General features: G+C 73.5%; 16 protein-coding genes and 1 pseudogene. 8 read left to right on the forward strand and 9 right to left on the reverse strand.

Annotated elements, in window-relative coordinates:
* The first annotated feature begins 58 nt into the window (after window positions 1-58).
* Entirely contained in the window at window positions 59-250 is a 192-nt protein-coding gene (locus ACQ452_RS23415; protein ID WP_433387349.1) for a DUF2795 domain-containing protein, read from the forward strand.
* Between the two features lie 97 nt (window positions 251-347).
* Here the strand turns inward: ACQ452_RS23415 and erm are convergent, their stop codons facing one another.
* Both erm and ACQ452_RS23425 read right to left on the reverse strand, forming a co-directional pair.
* On the reverse strand, window positions 348-1,145 hold the full coding sequence (erm, locus tag ACQ452_RS23420; RefSeq protein ID WP_433387351.1) for an ErmE/ErmH/ErmO/ErmR family 23S rRNA (adenine(2058)-N(6))-methyltransferase: 798 nt from the start codon (window positions 1,143-1,145) through the stop codon (window positions 348-350).
* Window positions 1,146-1,581: 436 nt separating this feature from the next.
* Window positions 1,582-2,487: a Gfo/Idh/MocA family protein gene (locus ACQ452_RS23425; protein WP_433394368.1), complete on the reverse strand. Its 906-nt coding sequence runs from the start codon at window positions 2,485-2,487 to the stop codon at window positions 1,582-1,584.
* A 206-nt stretch (window positions 2,488-2,693) separates the two neighbouring features.
* Here ACQ452_RS23425 and ACQ452_RS23430 point away from each other — a divergent pair, with 206 nt between their 5' ends.
* Together ACQ452_RS23430 and ACQ452_RS23435 are read left to right on the forward strand one after the other, a co-directional pair.
* The gene (locus tag ACQ452_RS23430; RefSeq protein ID WP_433387353.1) at window positions 2,694-3,089 is read left to right on the forward strand and encodes a hypothetical protein; all 396 of its coding nucleotides are present in this window, start codon (window positions 2,694-2,696) and stop codon (window positions 3,087-3,089) included.
* Window positions 3,082-3,567 (forward strand): annotated as a pseudogene (locus tag ACQ452_RS23435) (hypothetical protein). Before ACQ452_RS23430 ends, ACQ452_RS23435 begins: the two are co-directional and overlap by 8 nt.
* Here ACQ452_RS23435 and fabG read toward each other — a convergent pair.
* The 3 genes from fabG to ACQ452_RS23450 all read right to left on the reverse strand — a co-directional run bounded on the left by fabG (window position 3,540) and on the right by ACQ452_RS23450 (window position 7,505).
* Window positions 3,540-4,298, reverse strand: coding sequence for a 3-oxoacyl-ACP reductase FabG (gene fabG, locus ACQ452_RS23440; RefSeq protein ID WP_433387355.1), 759 nt, complete (start codon window positions 4,296-4,298; stop codon window positions 3,540-3,542). The pseudogene ACQ452_RS23435 and the gene fabG overlap by 28 nt on opposite strands.
* Before the next feature lie 100 nt (window positions 4,299-4,398).
* On the reverse strand, window positions 4,399-6,051 hold the full coding sequence (locus ACQ452_RS23445) for an alpha-amylase family protein (protein ID WP_433387357.1): 1,653 nt from the start codon (window positions 6,049-6,051) through the stop codon (window positions 4,399-4,401).
* Between the two features lie 113 nt (window positions 6,052-6,164).
* On the reverse strand, window positions 6,165-7,505 hold the full coding sequence (locus ACQ452_RS23450) for a M23 family metallopeptidase (protein WP_433387359.1): 1,341 nt from the start codon (window positions 7,503-7,505) through the stop codon (window positions 6,165-6,167).
* A 183-nt stretch (window positions 7,506-7,688) separates the two neighbouring features.
* Between ACQ452_RS23450 and ACQ452_RS23455 the strand changes: the two genes are divergently transcribed.
* Together ACQ452_RS23455 and ACQ452_RS23460 are read left to right on the forward strand one after the other, a co-directional pair.
* Complete coding sequence (locus ACQ452_RS23455) at window positions 7,689-8,291, forward strand: DUF1349 domain-containing protein (RefSeq protein WP_433387360.1); 603 nt, start codon at window positions 7,689-7,691, stop codon at window positions 8,289-8,291.
* Window positions 8,292-8,376: 85 nt separating this feature from the next.
* Window positions 8,377-9,045 (forward strand): DedA family protein, encoded by a 669-nt coding sequence (locus tag ACQ452_RS23460; RefSeq protein WP_433387361.1) that lies wholly within the window; start codon window positions 8,377-8,379, stop codon window positions 9,043-9,045.
* Between the two features lie 57 nt (window positions 9,046-9,102).
* On the opposite strand, the gene ACQ452_RS23465 is transcribed toward ACQ452_RS23460, so the two are convergent.
* The 3 genes from ACQ452_RS23465 to ACQ452_RS23475 form a co-directional block, all read right to left on the reverse strand.
* Complete coding sequence (locus tag ACQ452_RS23465) at window positions 9,103-10,521, reverse strand: chitinase (RefSeq protein WP_433387363.1); 1,419 nt, start codon at window positions 10,519-10,521, stop codon at window positions 9,103-9,105.
* 62 nt (window positions 10,522-10,583) lie between these two features.
* Complete coding sequence (locus ACQ452_RS23470) at window positions 10,584-11,327, reverse strand: YidC/Oxa1 family membrane protein insertase (protein WP_433387364.1); 744 nt, start codon at window positions 11,325-11,327, stop codon at window positions 10,584-10,586.
* A gap of 96 nt (window positions 11,328-11,423) precedes the next feature.
* A complete protein-coding gene (locus tag ACQ452_RS23475) occupies window positions 11,424-11,723 on the reverse strand; it encodes a DUF6412 domain-containing protein (RefSeq protein WP_433387366.1) in 300 nt (99 codons plus the stop codon).
* A 202-nt stretch (window positions 11,724-11,925) separates the two neighbouring features.
* On the opposite strand from ACQ452_RS23475, the gene ACQ452_RS23480 reads away from it, so the two are divergent.
* Window positions 11,926-13,077 (forward strand): carboxylate-amine ligase, encoded by a 1,152-nt coding sequence (locus tag ACQ452_RS23480; protein WP_433387368.1) that lies wholly within the window; start codon window positions 11,926-11,928, stop codon window positions 13,075-13,077.
* 13 nt (window positions 13,078-13,090) lie between these two features.
* A complete protein-coding gene (locus ACQ452_RS23485; protein ID WP_433387370.1) occupies window positions 13,091-14,467 on the forward strand; it encodes an FAD-dependent oxidoreductase in 1,377 nt (458 codons plus the stop codon).
* Between the two features lie 46 nt (window positions 14,468-14,513).
* Here ACQ452_RS23485 and ACQ452_RS23490 read toward each other — a convergent pair whose 3' ends face one another.
* A complete protein-coding gene (locus ACQ452_RS23490; RefSeq protein ID WP_433387372.1) occupies window positions 14,514-15,668 on the reverse strand; it encodes an epoxide hydrolase family protein in 1,155 nt (384 codons plus the stop codon).
* A 64-nt stretch (window positions 15,669-15,732) separates the two neighbouring features.
* Here ACQ452_RS23490 and ACQ452_RS23495 point away from each other — a divergent pair, with 64 nt between their 5' ends.
* Window positions 15,733-16,686 carry a helix-turn-helix transcriptional regulator gene (locus tag ACQ452_RS23495; protein ID WP_433387373.1) on the forward strand — a complete coding sequence of 318 codons (954 nt, stop codon included), beginning with the start codon at window positions 15,733-15,735 and terminating at the stop codon, window positions 16,684-16,686.
* Window positions 16,687-16,736 lie beyond the last annotated feature (50 nt).

The following is a 16,736-nucleotide window of genomic DNA, read 5'->3' on the forward strand; positions in this document are numbered from 1 at the left end:
GGCCCGGCCGGACCCCGCCGCGCGGTGTGCCGACGGGCTGAGCGGGTAGCCGGGCGGCATGACCGTCACCGGCGTGCAGTTGCGGGAGTACCTGGCCGGGCTCGACTACCCGGTCTCCCGGGAGGACCTCGTCCGCTGGGGCCAGGAGAACGGGGTCAGCACCGAGACGCTCCAGACGCTGCGGGCCCTCCCGGTGGAGGAGTTCGCCTCGCCGGCCGAGCTGAGCGACGCCCTGGACACGCTGGCCTGAGCGGAGACCGGTGCGGCCCGGCGGCCCGCGTACCGGCCGCCGGGCCGCGCCGCGAACCGGCCGAACCGCGCCTGCGGCGACTCGGCCGGCGCCGAGATCAGCGGGCGTGCAGCAACCGGAACAGCACCAGCCACTGCTCGGGCCAGACGTGCCCCACCGGGGTCGCCGGGTCGAGCCGGGTCGCCCGCAGCGCCGCCGACAGCCGCGCGCGCGGGTGGTGGCGGGCCAGCGAGGCCGCGAGCGAGCCGCCGACCCCGTCGAAGCCGATCTCCACCATCCGGCGGTACGCCGGCAGCGCCCCCACGGCCAGCAGCGGCTCCGGCCGGCGCTCGACGCGCAGGATTCCGGCGTCCACCCCCGGCACCGGGCGGAACGCGGTGCGGGGGACCCGCCCGGCGAGCCGCCAGCCGTACTCCGGCCAGGTCAGCACGGTCAGCCGGGTCCACCGGCCGTAGTCGCCGCTGCGCCGGCGGGCGTACTCCCACTGGGTGAGCAGGGTGGCCGCCCGCAGGCCCGGCGCGGTCAGGCACCAGCGCACCACGGCCGAGGTCAGCGACCAGGGAATGTTGCCGACCACGTCGAACTCCTCCGGCGGTGGCGCGACGGTCAGGAAGTCGACCTGCCGGTGCGTCGCGTTCGGCAGGGCCGCGCAGACCCGGGCCAGCTCGGTGCCGGCGGCCGGATCCACCTCGTACGCCGTCAGGTGCCGGCAGCGGGCGGCGAGCGGCCGGGTGAGTTGTCCCCGGCCGGCGCCCACTTCCAGCAGGAGCCGGTCGGGCCCGGGGCGGGCGGCGTGCACCACCCGGGCGATGGCGGCCGGGTCGGCGAGGAAGTTCTGGGAGAGCACGCGACGGGACCGGTCGCGTTCGGTCGCGCGGGTACGGCGGGGTGCCATGGGTCGTCGTCCTGTCTGTCGCCGACGGCGACGGGACGGACAGGCAGCCGCGAGCGGGGCCTGTCCGAGTGGTCGGGGACTCGGACGGCCCTGGGCGGGACGCGGAACGCGGGTGTGGTGGCGCACGGCGGTCCGCCACTCTTCCGGTGGCGGGCGGGGCGGCGCCGGCGGGGCGGCGCTCAGCCCCGGGACGGCTCCCGGGAGCGTGGCGGGGGCGGCGCGCCGCCCGGGACAGCCGGTGCGGGGGCGCCGCGGGTGCGGTGCGGGGTCAGTCGCGGGTCGCGCCGGCCAGGGCCGGACGCCGGACTCGCGGGCGGGCCACCAGCAGCGGCCCGGAGGCGGCCGACGTGACGGCCCCCTCGATCAGTGCGTGCGCGTACATGCGGCGACCCTAGCCCCGCTGCCCCGGGCGGGGCTACCGCTTTTGCCGCCCCCCTCAGCGCGGCAGGTCGACGGTGCGGCCCTCGGCGCGGGCGGTCTCGGCGGCGGCGAGCACGGCGACGACCTCGCGGCCGAACCGCACGTCGCAGCGGTGGTCCCGGGTGCCCGAGGCGATCTCCTCCAGCAACTGGTCGATCGCCACCCCGAACGCGGTCGCCGGGTCGCCCTCGCCGGCCGGGACGGTCTCGACGCCGTTCTCGCCGTAGAAGACGAACTTGCGGCTCACCGCCTCCTGCGGGGCGTCCAGGGTCAGCGACACCGTGCTGGTGGCGCCCCCGTCGTGGCGGAGCAGCAGGTGCACGATCCCGCGCGGACCGTCCATCGCGGCGACGTGGGTGACCCGGCCCAGCACCGGCAGGACGATCGACAGCGCGTGCGGCCCGACGTCCCACAGCGCGCCGTGCTCGCGCCGCCACGGCGAGGCCCCGTACGGGTTGCCGGGCTGGAAGATGGAGCCGAAGCGGACGGCCTCGGCGGTGTGCCACCCGCCGGCGGCGGCCGTCGAGGCGAGGAAGGCGGCGATGTCCGGCTGGTAACGGCCGGTGAAGAAGACCACCGAGGCGACGCCCGCCGCCTGCGCGGCGTCGACCACCCGGTCGGCGTCGGCGACGCTCAGCGCGAGCGGCTTGTCCAGCAGCAGGTGCCGGCCGGCGGTCGCCGCGCGGACCGCGATGTCGGCCTGGATGTCGGGCGGAAGCGCCACGGCGACCGCGTCGCAGGCCTCGACGAGGGCGTCGACGTCGGTGAACGCCGGCACCCCGTAGCGGTCGGCCAGGGCGGCGGCCTTGCCCGGATCCCGGCCCCACACGCCGGCGAACTCGGCCTCCGGGTGCGCGTGCAGCGCCGCGCCGTGCGTCTCCGCCGCCCAGTGACCGGTACCGAACAACCCGAACCGCACCACGCGAACCCCCACGTCGTCGTCATACCACCGCACCCACGGCCGGAGTACACGCTAGTCGCCCGTTGCGCCGCCCACCCGCACGACCCGACGAAGCCCCCGGCAACCGCGCGTACGGCCGCCGGGTGCCCCTGGGCGGCGGGTGGCGGGGTGTACTACGCGGGTTAGTAGGCTGTGCCGGTGACCGAACCGCGCCCAGGGTGGCCCCGATGACCAGCGCAGCCACGGCGGGTTCGCCGGTGGACGGGCTGCTCGCGACCGCCTCGATCGTGTCGTCGCTCCTCGTCGCCGCCTGGGCGCTGGTCGCCACGCTGCGCCATCGCGCACCGGACCGGTTGCAGTTCGCCGGCCTGGCCGTGGTGGAGGCGGCCGTGCTCGCGCTCACGGTGGTGGCGCTGGTCGCCCTCGGCGGGGGCGAGCGGCCGGACGAGCCGGGGGCCTTCTTCGGGTACGTGGCGACGGTGGTCTGCCTGCCGCCGTTGGCCTGGGTGCTGGCCCGGATGGAGCCCACGCGCTGGGGGTCGGCGATCGTCTGCGCGGTCTGCCTGGTCACGCCGGTGGTCGTCGTACGGCTCCAGCAGACGTGGGAGGTGCTGGGTGGCTGACGTACGCGCCGGGGAACGCATGCGCACCAACGCGGGTCCGGGACGGCTGCTGATCGCGGTCTACCTGATCTTCGCGATCGCCGCGACGAGCCGCGCCGGCCTCCAGATCGCCACGAAGTTCGACGAGGCGCCCGTGGCGTACTCGCTCTCGGCTCTCGCCGCGGCCATCTACATCGTCGCGGCGGTGGGGTTGGCCCGGGCCGGTGCCGCCGGGCGGCGGGTCGCCCTGGCCTGCTGTGCCGTGGAGCTGGTCGGGGTGCTCGGTGTGGGGACCCTCAGCCTCGTCGACCCGGAACTCTTCCCCGACGAGACGGTCTGGTCGCGGTTCGGCAGCGGGTACGGCTACATCCCGCTGGTCCTGCCGGTGCTCGGCCTGCTCTGGCTCTGGCGCACCCGCGCCGAGCCGGCCTGACCCCGGCGGGCGGCGCCCGCCGGGGCGTTGCGCGGGGGTCAGTCCTTGGGGCCGCCGGCGACGTAGACGACCTGGCCGGAGACGAAGGACGCGCCCTCGCTGGCCAGGAACGCGATGGTGTGGGCGACATCCTCGGGGCGGCCGACCCGGCGCACCGCGATCTCCGACTCGGCGTGCTTCTGCAACGCCTCGAAGTCGACCTTCATCCGGGCGGCGGTGGCGGCGGTCATGTCGGTGACGATGAAGCCGGGCGCGACCGCGTTGACGGTCACGCCGAAGGGGCCCAGCTCGATGGCGAGGGTCTTGGTGAAGCCCTGGAGGCCGGCCTTCGCCGCCGAGTAGTTGGCCTGGCCCCGGTTGCCCAGCGCGGAGGTGCTGGAGAGGTTGACGATCCGGCCCCACCGCGCCTCGACCATGTGCTTCTGGACGGCCTGGCTGAACAGGAACGCGCCGCGCAGGTGCACCCCCAGGACGGTGTCCCAGTCGGCGTCGCTCATCTTGAACAGCAGGTTGTCGCGGAGCACGCCGGCGTTGTTGACCAGTACGGTCGGTGCGCCCAGCTCGGCGGCGACCCGCTGTACGGCCGCCTCGACCTGGGCCCGGTCGGCGACGTCGGCGCCGACGCCGAAGGCCCGGCCACCGGCGGCGGTGATGGCGTCCACGGTCTCCGCGGTCGCCGACCGTTCGATGTCGACCACGGCGACCGCGAGGCCGTCGGCGGCCAGCCGGCGGGCGGTGGCCGCCCCGATCCCCCGCGCCGCGCCCGTGACGATCGCGACCCGCTGCTCCTCCGACATGCCTACCTCCCGGTAACCTGCGTTCGATCGAAGGAGCTTAACCCAGCCGTACGCCGTGCCGGCCGGGCGCGGACCGCTGGGCGGCTGGCCCTGACCGCCCCTACACGCCACGCCCCCGGCAGAGGCGGATCCACCGGTAGCCGTAGCCGGCCACCTTGAGCCGGTCCAGCTTGCCGACGTCGCCGTAGTTGCGGTCGGCCAGCACGTCGATGGGCCCGTTCGCCTCCGGCTCCAGCGTGCTGAGGTCCAGCTCGGCGTCGTCGGTGCCGAGGTTGTGCACGAAGACCATCGTGCCGGTCGGACCGTCGGCCCGGTGCGCCAGCACCCCCGGCGGCATCGCCACGTCGATGTGGGTGGTCGAGCCCGAGCCCACCTCGGGGGCCTCGCGCAGCGTGCCGATCATCCGCTCGAACCAGGCGAGCAGCGACTTCGGGTCGCTGCGCTGGGCGGTCACGTTCACCTTCTCGTACGAGAATTCGCCCTTGTCGATCACGGGGCGGACCAGCTTCTCCGCGTCGGCCGTCGAGAAGCCGGCGTTCGGCTGGAACGACCACTGCATCGGGGTACGGATCGCCTCCCGGCCGGGCAGCGACAGGTCCTCGCCCATACCGATCTCCTCGCCGTAGCGCAGCACCGGCGTGCCACGCAGCGAGAACTGCAACGCGTACGCCAGCTCGATGCGGCGGCGGTCGTTGCCGAGCATCGGGGCGAGCCGGCGGCGGATGCCCCGGTCGTAGATGCGCATGTCCTCGTCCGGGCCGAACTCCGCGTACACCTGGTTGCGCTGTTCGGCCGTGAGCCGGGAGAGGTCGATCTCGTCGTGGTTACGCAGGAAGGTGGCCCACTGCCCGCCCTCGGGCAGTGCCGGGGTGTCCCGTAGCGCCTCGATGATCGGCTCCGGGTCCTGCCGGGCCAGGGCCAGCATCAGCCGCCCGTTGAGCATGAAGTCGAAGAGCATGTGCAGCCGGTTGCCCGAGCCGCCGCCGTCGCCGAAGAAGGTCGGCAACTGGTCGGGTTCGACGTTGGCCTCGGCGAGCAGGATGGCGTCGCCCCGGCGCCACTGCACGTGCTGGCGCAGTTCGGTGAGGTATTCGAAGTCCTTCGGCGAGTTCGGGTTGCCCGGCTCGGTCAGCTCGATGATGAACGGCACCGCGTCCATCCGGAAACCGGAGACCCCGAGCTGGAGCCAGAACGAGACGATCTTCTTGATCTCCTCGCGGACGGCGGGGTTGGTGAAGTTCAGGTCCGGCTGGAACTTGTAGAACCGGTGGTAGAACCAGGCCTTGGCCGTCCGGTCGTAGCTCCAGGTCTCGTGCTGCTCGCCGGGGAAGACCATGCCCTGGTACCGGTCGCTCGGCTCGTGGTCGGACCAGACGTACCAGTCCCGGTACGGCGAGTCGGGCGAGGAACGGGCGGACTGGAACCACGGGTGCTCGTCCGAGGTGTGGTTCACGACCAGGTCGATGATCACCCGGATGCCGCGGTTCTGCGCCTGGTGCAGCAGCTCCGCGAAATCGCCGAGGGTGCCGAAGCGCGGGTCGACGTTGTAGAAGTCGGTCGCGTCGTAGCCGTCGTCGCGGTTGGGCGACGGGTGGATGGGATGCAGCCAGAGGCAGGTCACACCCAGCCGGGCGAGGTAGTCCAGCCGGCCGATGAGCCCCCGGATGTCACCGACCCCGTCGCCGTCGGAATCCGCGTACGTGTCGATGTCGAGGCAGTAGACGACCGCCTCCGAGTACCACCTGTCAGCCATGTCTGGCTTATGTCTCCGATCCCGGCCCGCGGCAAACCCCGGGGCCGGACGGCTCGACGCCCACCGGGCGGCGCGGGCGTGCCCCTCGCCGCCCGGTGGGGACGCGTCGTCCGTCAGGTGGTGATGTCGATGTCGCCGACCTGCCCGCCGCTGCCCATCGTCAGCCACCCGGCATGGATGCCCTGCTTGGCGAAGAAGTTCCCGCCGCCGACGAACGCGAACCAGTCGTGACCGCTGACCGCGATGTCGCTGACCTGCCCGCCTGTGGCCAGGGCGAGCCAGCCGCCGTAGATGCCGTCCTTGGCGTAGAAGTTGCCGTCCTGCGCCCAGCCGATCCGGTTGCCGCTGAGCGCCACCTTCGACGCCCCACCGGAATTGACCGCCTGCCACGACGAGTACGCGCCGTCCTTCGCGTACAACACACCCGCCGAATTCACGAACGCGAACCGGTTACCACTCACCGCGATGTCGCGCACCTGCCCACCTGTGGCCAGCGTCAGCCACTCGCCGTAGATGCCGTCCTTGGCATAGAAGTTGCCGCCCTGCACCCAGCCGATCCAGTTGCCGCTGAGCGCCACCTTCGACGCCCCACCGGCATTCACCGCCTGCCACGACGAGTACGCGCCGTCCTTCGCGTACAACACACCCGCCGAATTCACGAACGCGAACCGGTTACCACTCACCGCGATGTCGCGCACCTGCCCACCACCGGCCAGCGTCAGCCACTCGCCGTAGACGCCGTCCTTGACATAGAAGTTGCCGCCCTGCACCCAGCCGATCCAGTTGCCGCCGAGCGCCACCTTCGACGCCCCACCGGCATTCACCGCCTGCCACGACGAGTACGCGCCGTCCTTCGCGTACAACACACCCGCCGAACTCACGAACGCGAACCGGTCGAGGACCGGGTCGGCCGGTGGTGCCAGGTCCGGGAACGACAGGTTGATGACCGCACCCTTGGTGACCGTGCCGCCGCAGGAGTACGCCGGGGCGATGTTGTACACCGCGCCGTGGCGCCGGATCTCGAAGTGCAGGTGCGGGCCGGTGGAGTTGCCGGTGCTGCCGACGTACCCGAGCAACTGCCCCTGCCCGACCTGCTGCCCGACCACGACCGAGGGCTGCTGGATCATGTGCAGGTATCTGGTCTGGTAGCCGCCGGCGTGGGAGACCGTCACCATGTTGCCCCCACCGGAGACCCAACCGGCGGTGACGACGGTGCCCGGGTAGGCGGCCCCGATCGCCATCCCGTTGTTTCCCGCGATGTCCACCCCGTAGTGATCGCTGTCGATGCTGCCGCACCTGCTCGACAGCACCCCGGTGACCCGCCCGCCCACCGGTTGGATCATCGCTCCGACCTGCGCGGACGCCGGCTGCGCCGGCACCAGCGCGAGCCCACCCAGGACCACGGCGGCGACCATCAGCGCCCGCAGCCTCCTCCATACCACTATTCCCGTCACGCCACGCCCTTCGCTCGGTCCTGTCGGCACCGGAAGACCGCCAAGGCATAGACGAACATGCCCGACCCCGGTCGATGCCCACCTTCGGCGCGATCCCGGAACCAGTCAAGTCAGGTGAAATATGACCGGCGTCGATGCGGCACGGCACAGCGGGCGGCGGAGCGGCACCGGTACCGTCGCCGCATGGGTGACGCACAGCGAACGGTCGACTGGTCCGAGGGTGAGTGGTGCAACGAGCCGGTGCGGGCCGAGGGCGCCGCGGCGGGCACGCTGCTGGTGCAGCCGGCCGGCGGCAGCGACCTGTGGCGGCACACGTCGTACGGCTTCGTGCACGACGACGCCCCGGCGCTGCTCGCGCCACTGCCCGCCGGCCAGGCGATGGAGGTCGACTTCCACCTCGACTACGACCGGCAGTTCGACCAGGCCGGCGTGCTGGTGCGGGTGGACGAGCGCAACTGGGTCAAGGCCGGCGTCGAGTTCAGCGACGGCCAGCCGCAGGTCGGCGCCGTGGTGACCCGCGAGGTGTCCGACTGGTCGGTCGCCCCGGTGCCGACGTGGGCGGGGCGCGGGGTCAGCATCCGGGTCAGTCGCGACGGGGACGCGCTCACCGTACGGGCCAGGGCCGACGACGAACCGTGGCGGCTGGTCCGGCTCGCCCCGCTCGCGCCGGAGGCGGCGGCCAGCGCCGGCCCCTACTGCTGCTCCCCCACCCGGGCTGGGCTGCGGGTCCGCTTCACCGGGTGGCGGCGCGGGCCGGCCGACGCGGCGCTGCACCCGCAGGAGTGAACCGGTGGCCCCACTCACCGGCAGGTGTGGCGGCCCGGTCGCGGGGTAGATAGACCTGATCCCGGTACCGGCCGAAAGGATCGCGATGGCACTCGCCGAGAACGTCGACCCGACCGAACTCGGTGGCCTTACCGGTTGGGTGGCGGGGATCATCGACGCCGCCGGCGCGCTCGGGGTGGCCCTGCTGGTCGCCCTGGAGAGCATCATCCCGCCGATCCCGAGCGAGATCGTCCTGGCGATGGCCGGCTACCTGGCCAGCGAGGGCCGGTTCAACGTGGTCGTGGTGGGGCTCGCCGCCACCGCCGGCTCCCTTGGCGGGGCGCTCGTCCTCTACTGGCTGGGCGCGGCGGCCGGCGAGGACCGGCTCAAGCGCTGGCTGGACCGGCTGCCCCTGGTCGACCTCGACGACCTGGAGAAGGCCGACCGCTGGTTCGAGCGGCACGGCCGCTGGGCGGTGCTCTTCGGCCGGATGATGCCGGTGGTCCGCAGCCTGATCTCCATCCCGGCCGGGGCCAACCGGATGCCGCTGCTGGAGTTCATCGCGTTCACCACGCTGGGCAGCGGCATCTGGAACGCGCTCTTCGTGGGGCTGGGCTACGCCCTCGGCTCCCGCTGGCAGCAGATCGAGCAGTACAGCAAGTGGTTCGACTACGGCATCATCGCCATCTTCGTCGTGATGATCGCGTTGTGGGCGGTCAAGAAGTCCCGCCGCCGCCGCTCCCGCCAGCACGACCACGCCAGCACCCCCCACTGACCCGCCGCACGCCTCCCCCGCCCGGGGGCGAGGGGAGGCGGTGGCGAGGGTGACGGCTCAGGGAAGGGTGTCCAGGTGGGGGGCCACCGTGCGGGCGAAGCCGTTGCCGTTGGTCACGTCCCAGTTGACCGACCAGGTCATCGCGCCACGGATGCCCGGGTAGGTGCGCGGCGGGCGGAAGCTGCCGCAGTTGGTGCCCCGGGCCAGGCAGTCCAGCGCGGCGTTCACCACGGCGGGTGCGACGACGCCGCCGCCGGCCGCGCCGGTGCCGGCCGGTAGGCCGAGGCCGACCTGGTCCGGGCGCAGCCCGGCCTCCAGTTGGATGCAGGCCAGCGCGACGATGAAGTTCACCGTCCCCTGGGGGTACGCGGCGTTGCGGTCGCAGCCGAGCATCGCCCCGGAGTTGTAGAACTGGGTGTTGACGACGGTGAGGATGTCCCTGATGTCGAGCGCCAGCTTGAAGTAGCTGCCGCCGGGGGACTGCATGTCGATGGTCTGCGGGGCCATCGCGATGATCAGCCCGGCGCCCACCCTGGCCCGCAGCGAGCGCAGCGCCTGGCCCATGTAGGTCGGGTTCAGCCCGTTCTCCAGGTCGATGTCGACGCCGTCGAAGCCGTACCGCTGGATGAGCGCGTGGACGCTGTCGCTGAACGCGGCGGCGGAGGCGGCGTCGTTGACCGCCACCCGGCCGGTCTCGCCGCCGACCGAAATGATCACCTTCTTGCCCCGGGCCTGGAGGGTACGCACGTCGGCGGAGAAGTCGGCGTCGGTGTAGCCGCCGAGCGCGGCGGAGAGGCCGGGGTCGACCGCGAAGCCGACCGCGCCGGGGGTGGCGGTGGCGTCGGCGAAGGCCACCGCGACGACGTCGTACTCGGCCGGCACGTCACGCAGCCGCAACTCGACGGCCGGGTTGTCGAAGTTGTGCCAGTACCCGGTCAGGATGTGCTTCGGCAGGCCGGTGGTCGGGGGCGGCGTGGTGGGCGGCGGCGTCGTCGGGGGCGGCGTGGTGGGCGGCGGCGTCGTCGGGGGCGGCGTCGTCGGGGGCGGCGTCGTCGGGGGCGGCGTGGTGGGCGGGGTGTCGCCGCCGCACGACGCGCCGTTGAGCCGGCAGTTCGCCGGGGAACCCGGGCCGGCGCCGAGGAAGCCGAACGAGACCGAGGCGCCCGGGGCGATGCTGCCGTTCCAGGACCGGTTGGTGAAGGTGTGCCGCTGCCCCGACGAGGTCAGCAGGGCGTCCCAGTAGCTGCCGAGGGTGGTGCCGGCCGGCAGGTCGAAGGCGACGCTCCAGCCGTCGACCGTGGACCCGCCGCCGTTCGTGATCGTGTACTTCCCCTCCCAGCCCGCTCCCCAGTCGGCCGTCTTGACGAAGCTGGCGCTCACCCCGGCGGCGAACGCCGGCATCGCCACCCACACCGCGCCGAGCGCCGCCACCACGGCCGCGACCAGCGTCAACACCAGAGACCTCGATCTGCTCACGACGTCCTCCACACTGCGGTGGCATCCACCGACATCGACATAGAGGCTTATTATTAGGAGTGTTAACTGTTCTTGTCCAGAGCCGGCCCCGGTCGACGCAGCACCGCCTGCTCCAGCGCCGACCAGCCGGTGGTGGTGACCAGGTAGAGCACCGCGGCCAGCGGCAGCACCACCGCCACCAGCACCGTCGTGTACGGCAGCAGCGGCAGCAGCCGGCCGAGCACCGCCGCGCCCGGCCCCTGCGTCGGCGTGCCGGCCACCGTCCCCGTCGCCGCCGCCGCGCGCCGCATCCGCCGCGACGTCCACCAGGCCAGCGCGAGCAGGGCGGCCAGCAGGGCACCGAAGAGCGGCAGCGCGCCGCCGCCCAGGCCGTCGCCGAGGTGGTGGCCCAGCGGCACGCCCGCCAACCGCTCGTCGAGCAGACCCGTGCCGCCCTCGGCGGTGGTGAAGAGCCGGTACATCACCAGCAGGACCGGCGCCTGGAGCAGCACCGGCAGGCAGCCCGACACCGGGTTGGCGCCGTGCGCCCGGTAGAGCGCGAAGAGTTCGCTCTGCAACCGGGCGGGGTCGTCCGCGTACCGCCGCTGAAGCTCGCGGACCTCGGGGGCGAGCGCCGCACGACGCCGCTCCCCGCGGACCTGCGCGAGGGTCAGCGGCGAGATCAGCAACCGCACGACGACGGTGAGGACGACGACGGCGGCGGCCGTGGCCGCGTCGCCGGCCAGCGGTTCGAGCAGGGCGGTGAACCAGGAGAGCGCGCGGCCGGCGGCGCCGACGGCGTCGTGCAGAGGTGCGAAGGCGAGCATGGGTGAGACCCCTCGGTCCGATTCCGGAGGCCCCTGCGGTGGGCGGGACAGCCCGCCGCACGGGCGGATGACGGCGGAATCGGCCGCGCGGTGCTGCTACGCGGCCGAGGGGTGCGCCCCCGGGGCGCGCGGGCGTGGCCGCCCGGCGGCGTCCGGATCGACCTGCCGCGACACGCGGCGACGGCGGGCCCGGGCGCGCAGGGCGGCGGCGCGCCCCGCCCGGGGCGCGTCGACGGCGCCGGCCGGATGTGCCGCGAGCGCGACCGCGAGCAGCGCCACGGCGGCGAGCGCGGCCCCGGCCAGCAGCCCCGCCGGGCGGTCGGCGACCAGGGTCAGGTGGGCGTGGGCGTGGGCGTACGCCCACGCCCCCCACACGATCCCCAGCAGTCCCGGCACGCCGCCCAGCCTAGGACCCGCTGTCACGCCACCCGACGCGTTCTCGCCACAGCCCGCCCAAATCCGCGTACCGGTGCGGGAGGCGACGGCGGCGAGCCCCGCGACACGCCGGGCCGCGTTTTCCCGCCCGCGCACCCTGGGTAACCACTGACCGACCCGGTGCGGACGGACCGCCGCCGGGCGCGGACGGACGGTGGTGGCGATGACCGGCCAGGTGGCGCAGGCTCCGAACGCTGCGGGCGAGGCGAGCGATGATCTGCTCACGGTGGGTGTCGAGGAGGAGTTCCTGCTCGTCGACCCGCACACCGGGGCCGCGGTGCCCGCCGTCGACCTCGTCATGCAGCAGGTGCCGCCGGAACTACGCGGTCAGGTGGAGCGGGAGTTCCAGACCAGCCAGATCGAGATCGGCAGCCCGCCCGGCCTGGAGCTGTCCTCGATCCGGCACTCCCTCGGCGTGCTGCGGGCCGCCCTCGCCGACGCGGCCGAGCGGGCCGGCGTACGGCTGCTCGCCATCGGCACCGGGCCGGTCGACGGGCCGGTGCCGCCGGTGGTCGACAAGCCCCGCTTCGACCGGATGATCGAACGGTTCCGCCTGCTGGTTCCCGGCCCCGGCAACAACGGCATGCACGTGCACGTCGGGGTGCCGGACCCGGACACCGGGGTGCAGGTGCTCAACCACGTGCGGCCCTGGCTGCCGGTGCTGCACGCGGTCACCACCAACTCCCCCTTCTCCCGGGGCGAGGACACCGGGTACGCGAGCTGGCGCTCGGTGGAGTGGGAGCGCTGGCCGTCGGTGGCGCCCACCCCGTTCCTGGAGTCGCACGAGCACTACGAACGGCTGATCCGGCAGCTCATCTCCAGCGGCGTGATGCTCGACGAGGGGATGCTGTACTGGTATGCCCGGCTCTCCGCCAAGTACCCGACGGTGGAGATCCGCATCGGTGACGTCTGCCCGTCCGTGGACGACGCGGTGCTCGTCGCCGCCCTGGTCCGGGCCATGGTGGCGACGGCGATGCACGACATCGCCCACGGCCGGCCCGCCGTGCGCACCGACCACCACCTGCTGGTCGCCGCGCACTGGCGCGCGTCCCACGACGGGCTGGAGGGCCAGGGGGTCGACCTGACCGACGGCGAGCTGCGGCCGGCCTGGGACCTGTTCGACCAGCTCGTCGCGCGGCTGCGCCCGGCCCTGGAGCGGCACGGTGACCTCGACGAGGTGACCGACCTCGTCGCCGGGCTGCGCCGGCACGGCACCGGGGCGGCCCGGCAGCGCGCCGTCTTCGCGCGGACGGGCAAGCTCGTGGACGTGGTGCAGGACGTCGCGCGGCAGACCCGCGGCACGAACCGCTCGTGACAGGATGGTGCCCGTGGCGCAACGGTTGATCGTCATCGGTGGAGACGCCGCGGGGATGGCGGCGGCGTCCCAGGCGCGACGCCGCCGCGACCGTGGCGACCTGGAGATCGTCGCCTTCGAGCGGGGGCACTTCACGTCGTACTCGGCGTGCGGCATCCCGTACTGGATCAGCGGGCTGGTCCCCGAGCGGGACCAGTTGATCGCCCGCGACCCGGAGACGTTCCGGGAGAAGTTCGACATCGACGTCCGGCTGCGGCACGAGGTGACCGCCATCGACCTCGACCGGCGCGAGATCGTCGCGCGCGACCTGGACGGCGGCGGCGAGGTCCGGGAACGCTTCGACACCCTGATGTACGCCACGGGCGCGGTGCCCAAGAAGCCCGACTGGGCGGACACCGACGCCGGGGGGATCTTCGGCATGCAGACCCTCGACGACGGCGCGGCGCTGCGCGACTGGCTGGAGTCCGAACCCCGGCCGCGCCGCGCGGTGGTGGTCGGCGGCGGCTACATCGGCGTGGAGATGGCCGAGGCGCTGATCCAGCGCGGGCTCGCCGTCACCCTCGTGGAGCAGGCCGAGCAGCCGATGGCCACCGTCGACCCGGACATGGCCGCGCTGGTCACGGACGCCATGCGGGGCATCGGCATCACCATCCGCACGGGGGTGGGGGTGACCGGCCTGGCGGAGACCGACGGCCGGGTGTCCGCCGTGCTCACCGCCGACGGGCCCATCGACGCCGACGTGGTCGTCCTCGGTCTGGGCGTACGCCCCAACACCGCGCTCGCGGAGGCCGCCGGCCTGCCGCTGGGCGACACCGGCGGAATCCGCGTCGACCGCCGGATGCGGGTGCCGGGGGTGCCGGACGTCTGGGCGGCCGGCGACTGCGTGGAGACCGTGCACCGGGTCACCGGGCTGCCGGTGCACGTGCCGCTGGGCACCCACGCCAACAAGCAGGGCCGGGTCGCCGGCATCAACATCGGCGGCGGGTACGCCACCTTCGCCGGGGTGGTCGGCACCGCCGTCACCAAGGTCTGTGAGCTGGAGGTCGGGCGCACCGGGCTGCGCGAGAGGGACGCCGCGGCGGCGGGGTTCGAGTTCGTGTCGGTGACCGCCGAGTCGACCAGCCGCGCCGGCTACTACCCGGGCGCCCGACCCATCACCGTGAAGCTGATCGCGGAGCGACCCAGCGGACGGCTGCTCGGGGCGCAGATCGTCGGCTGGTCCGAGGCGGCGAAACGCATCGACACCCTGGCCGTGGCGCTGTGGAACGGCATGACGGTGGACGACATGACGGGGCTGGACCTCGGCTACGCGCCGCCGTACGCCCCGGTCTGGGACCCGGTGCTGATCGCCGCGCGCAAGGCCGTCGACGCCCTGGCCGCCGCCCGGTAGCGCGCACCGCGGCGCCAACCTGGTCGGGGCCGGCGCCGCGGTGGTCTCAGCGCAGCTTGCGGAAGAACCCGCGGACGTCGCCGACGAGCAGGTCGGGGGCCTCCATGGCGGCGAAGTGGCCGCCGCGCCCGTACTCGGACCAGTGCACGACCGTGTGTTCTCCCTCGACGGTGCGCCGGATCGACACGTCCATGGGGAACACCGCGACCCCGGTGGGCACCGTGGAGCGTGCGCTCGCGCCCCAGGCTCCGGCGTGCGCGGTCTCGTAGTAGCTGTTGGCGGAGGACCCGGCGGTGCCGGTCAGCCAGTAGAGCATCACGTTGGTGAGCAGCAGTTCCCGGTCCACCGCGTCCTCGGGCAGTTCGGCGGCCGGGTCGGTCCACTCCTTGAACTTCTCCACGATCCAGGCCAACTGCCCGACCGGGGAGTCGTGCAGCGCGTGGGCCAGGGTCTGCGGCCGGCTGATCTGGATCATCGTGTAGCCGGACTGCTCGGTCCTCAGGTACGCCAGGTGCTCCAGTCGCGCCCGCTCGGCCTCCGTCAGCTCCCCCACCTCGTCCGGGTCGACCTCCGTGAACGCGGAGAGCCCGTTCGCGTGCACGCCGACGACCCGGTCGGGGTTGAGCCGGCCCAGCCCCGGGGAGACGACCGCGCCGGTGTCGCCGCCCTGCGCGCCGTAGCGGTCGTAGCCGAGGCGGTCCATCAGCTCGGCGAACGCCCGGGTCACCCGGTTGGTGTCCCAGCCGGCCTCGCCGGTCGGCCCGGAGAACCCGCTGCCGGGGATCGACGGGATCACCAGGTGGAACGCGTCCGCCGGGTCGCCGCCGTGCGCCCGCGGGTCGGTCAGCGGGCCGATGACGTTCAGGAACTCCACGATCGAGCCGGGCCAGCCGTGGGTCATGATCAGCGGCAACGCGTCCGGCTCGGGCGAGCGTACGTGCAGGAAGTGGATGTTCTGCCCGTCGATCTCGGTGGTGAACTGGGGATACCTGTTCAGCTCCCGCTCGTGCACGCGCCAGTCGTAGCCGTCGCGCCAGTACTCGGCCAGCCCTCTGAGGTAGCTCGCCGGCACCCCGCGGCTCCAGCCGACACCGGCCAGGTCCGTGGTCCACCGGGTCCTGGCGAGCCGGTCCCGCAGGTCGTCCAGGTCGGCCTGGGGAATGTCGATCGTGAAGGGCCGGATCCCGCTGTTGTTCGCCATGCCGATGAGCCTAGGGACCGGTTAGGTCAAGTTCGGTCCTAGCTGACTGGCAGACTCCCGGACCATGTGGGAAACCTCGGCGCGGCTGCTGCGACTGCTCTCGCTCCTGCAGACCCGACGCGACTGGTCCGGCGCCCAACTGGCCGAGCGGCTGGCGGTGACTCCGCGCACCGTGCGCCGCGACATCGACCGGCTGCGCGGCCTCGGCTACCCCGTGCTGTCCACCGCGGGCACCGCCGGCTACCGGCTGGGCGCCGGCGCCGACGTGCCGCCGCTGCTACTCGACGACGACGAGGCAGTCGCGGTCGCGATGGGTCTGCGCACTGCCGCCGGCGGGTCGATCACCGGCATCGAGGAGACCTCCGTGCGGGCCCTGGCCAAGCTCGAACGGGTACTGCCGTCCCGGCTGCGCCACCGGATCAACGCCCTCCGGTCGGTGACGGTGCCGATGGCCAACGCCGGCCCCACCGTCGACCCGGGCACCCTCACCGCCATCGCCGCCGCCTGCCGCGACTCGCTGCGCCTGCGCTTCGACTACCGCACCCACGACGGGACCAGCAGCGTCCGCACGACCGAGCCGCACCGGTTGGTGCACACGGGCCGGCGCTGGTATCTCGTCGGCTGGGACGTCGACCGCCGGGACTGGCGCACCTACCGCGTGGACCGCCTCGACCCGCGTACGCCCACCGGCCCCCGGTTCACCCCGCGCACCCCGCCGGACCCCGACATCAGCGGCTACACCTCGCGGGCGATCTCCACGTCGGCCTACCGGTACCAGGCCCGGTTCACCCTGCACGTCAGCGCCGAGACCGCGGCGGAGCGGATCGCCCCCACCACCGGGGCGCTGGAGCCGGTCGACGAACGGAGCTGCACCCTGCGAACCGGGTCCGACTCGCTTGACGAGTTGGCCATCTACGTGGCGTCCAAGGGGTTCGACTTCCAGGTGCACGAACCTCCGGAGCTCGTCGAGCACGTCAGGGCGCTGGCAGCCCGGCTCGCCGACGCGTCGCCTCGGTGACGGCCGCGCACTGCGGTGGGCTTTGTCGGGGGTGGGGGTTAGCGTGTGCC

It is taken from the genome of Micromonospora sp. KLBMP9576 (genome assembly GCF_050941805.1).
Lineage (GTDB): Bacteria > Actinomycetota > Actinomycetes > Mycobacteriales > Micromonosporaceae > Micromonospora.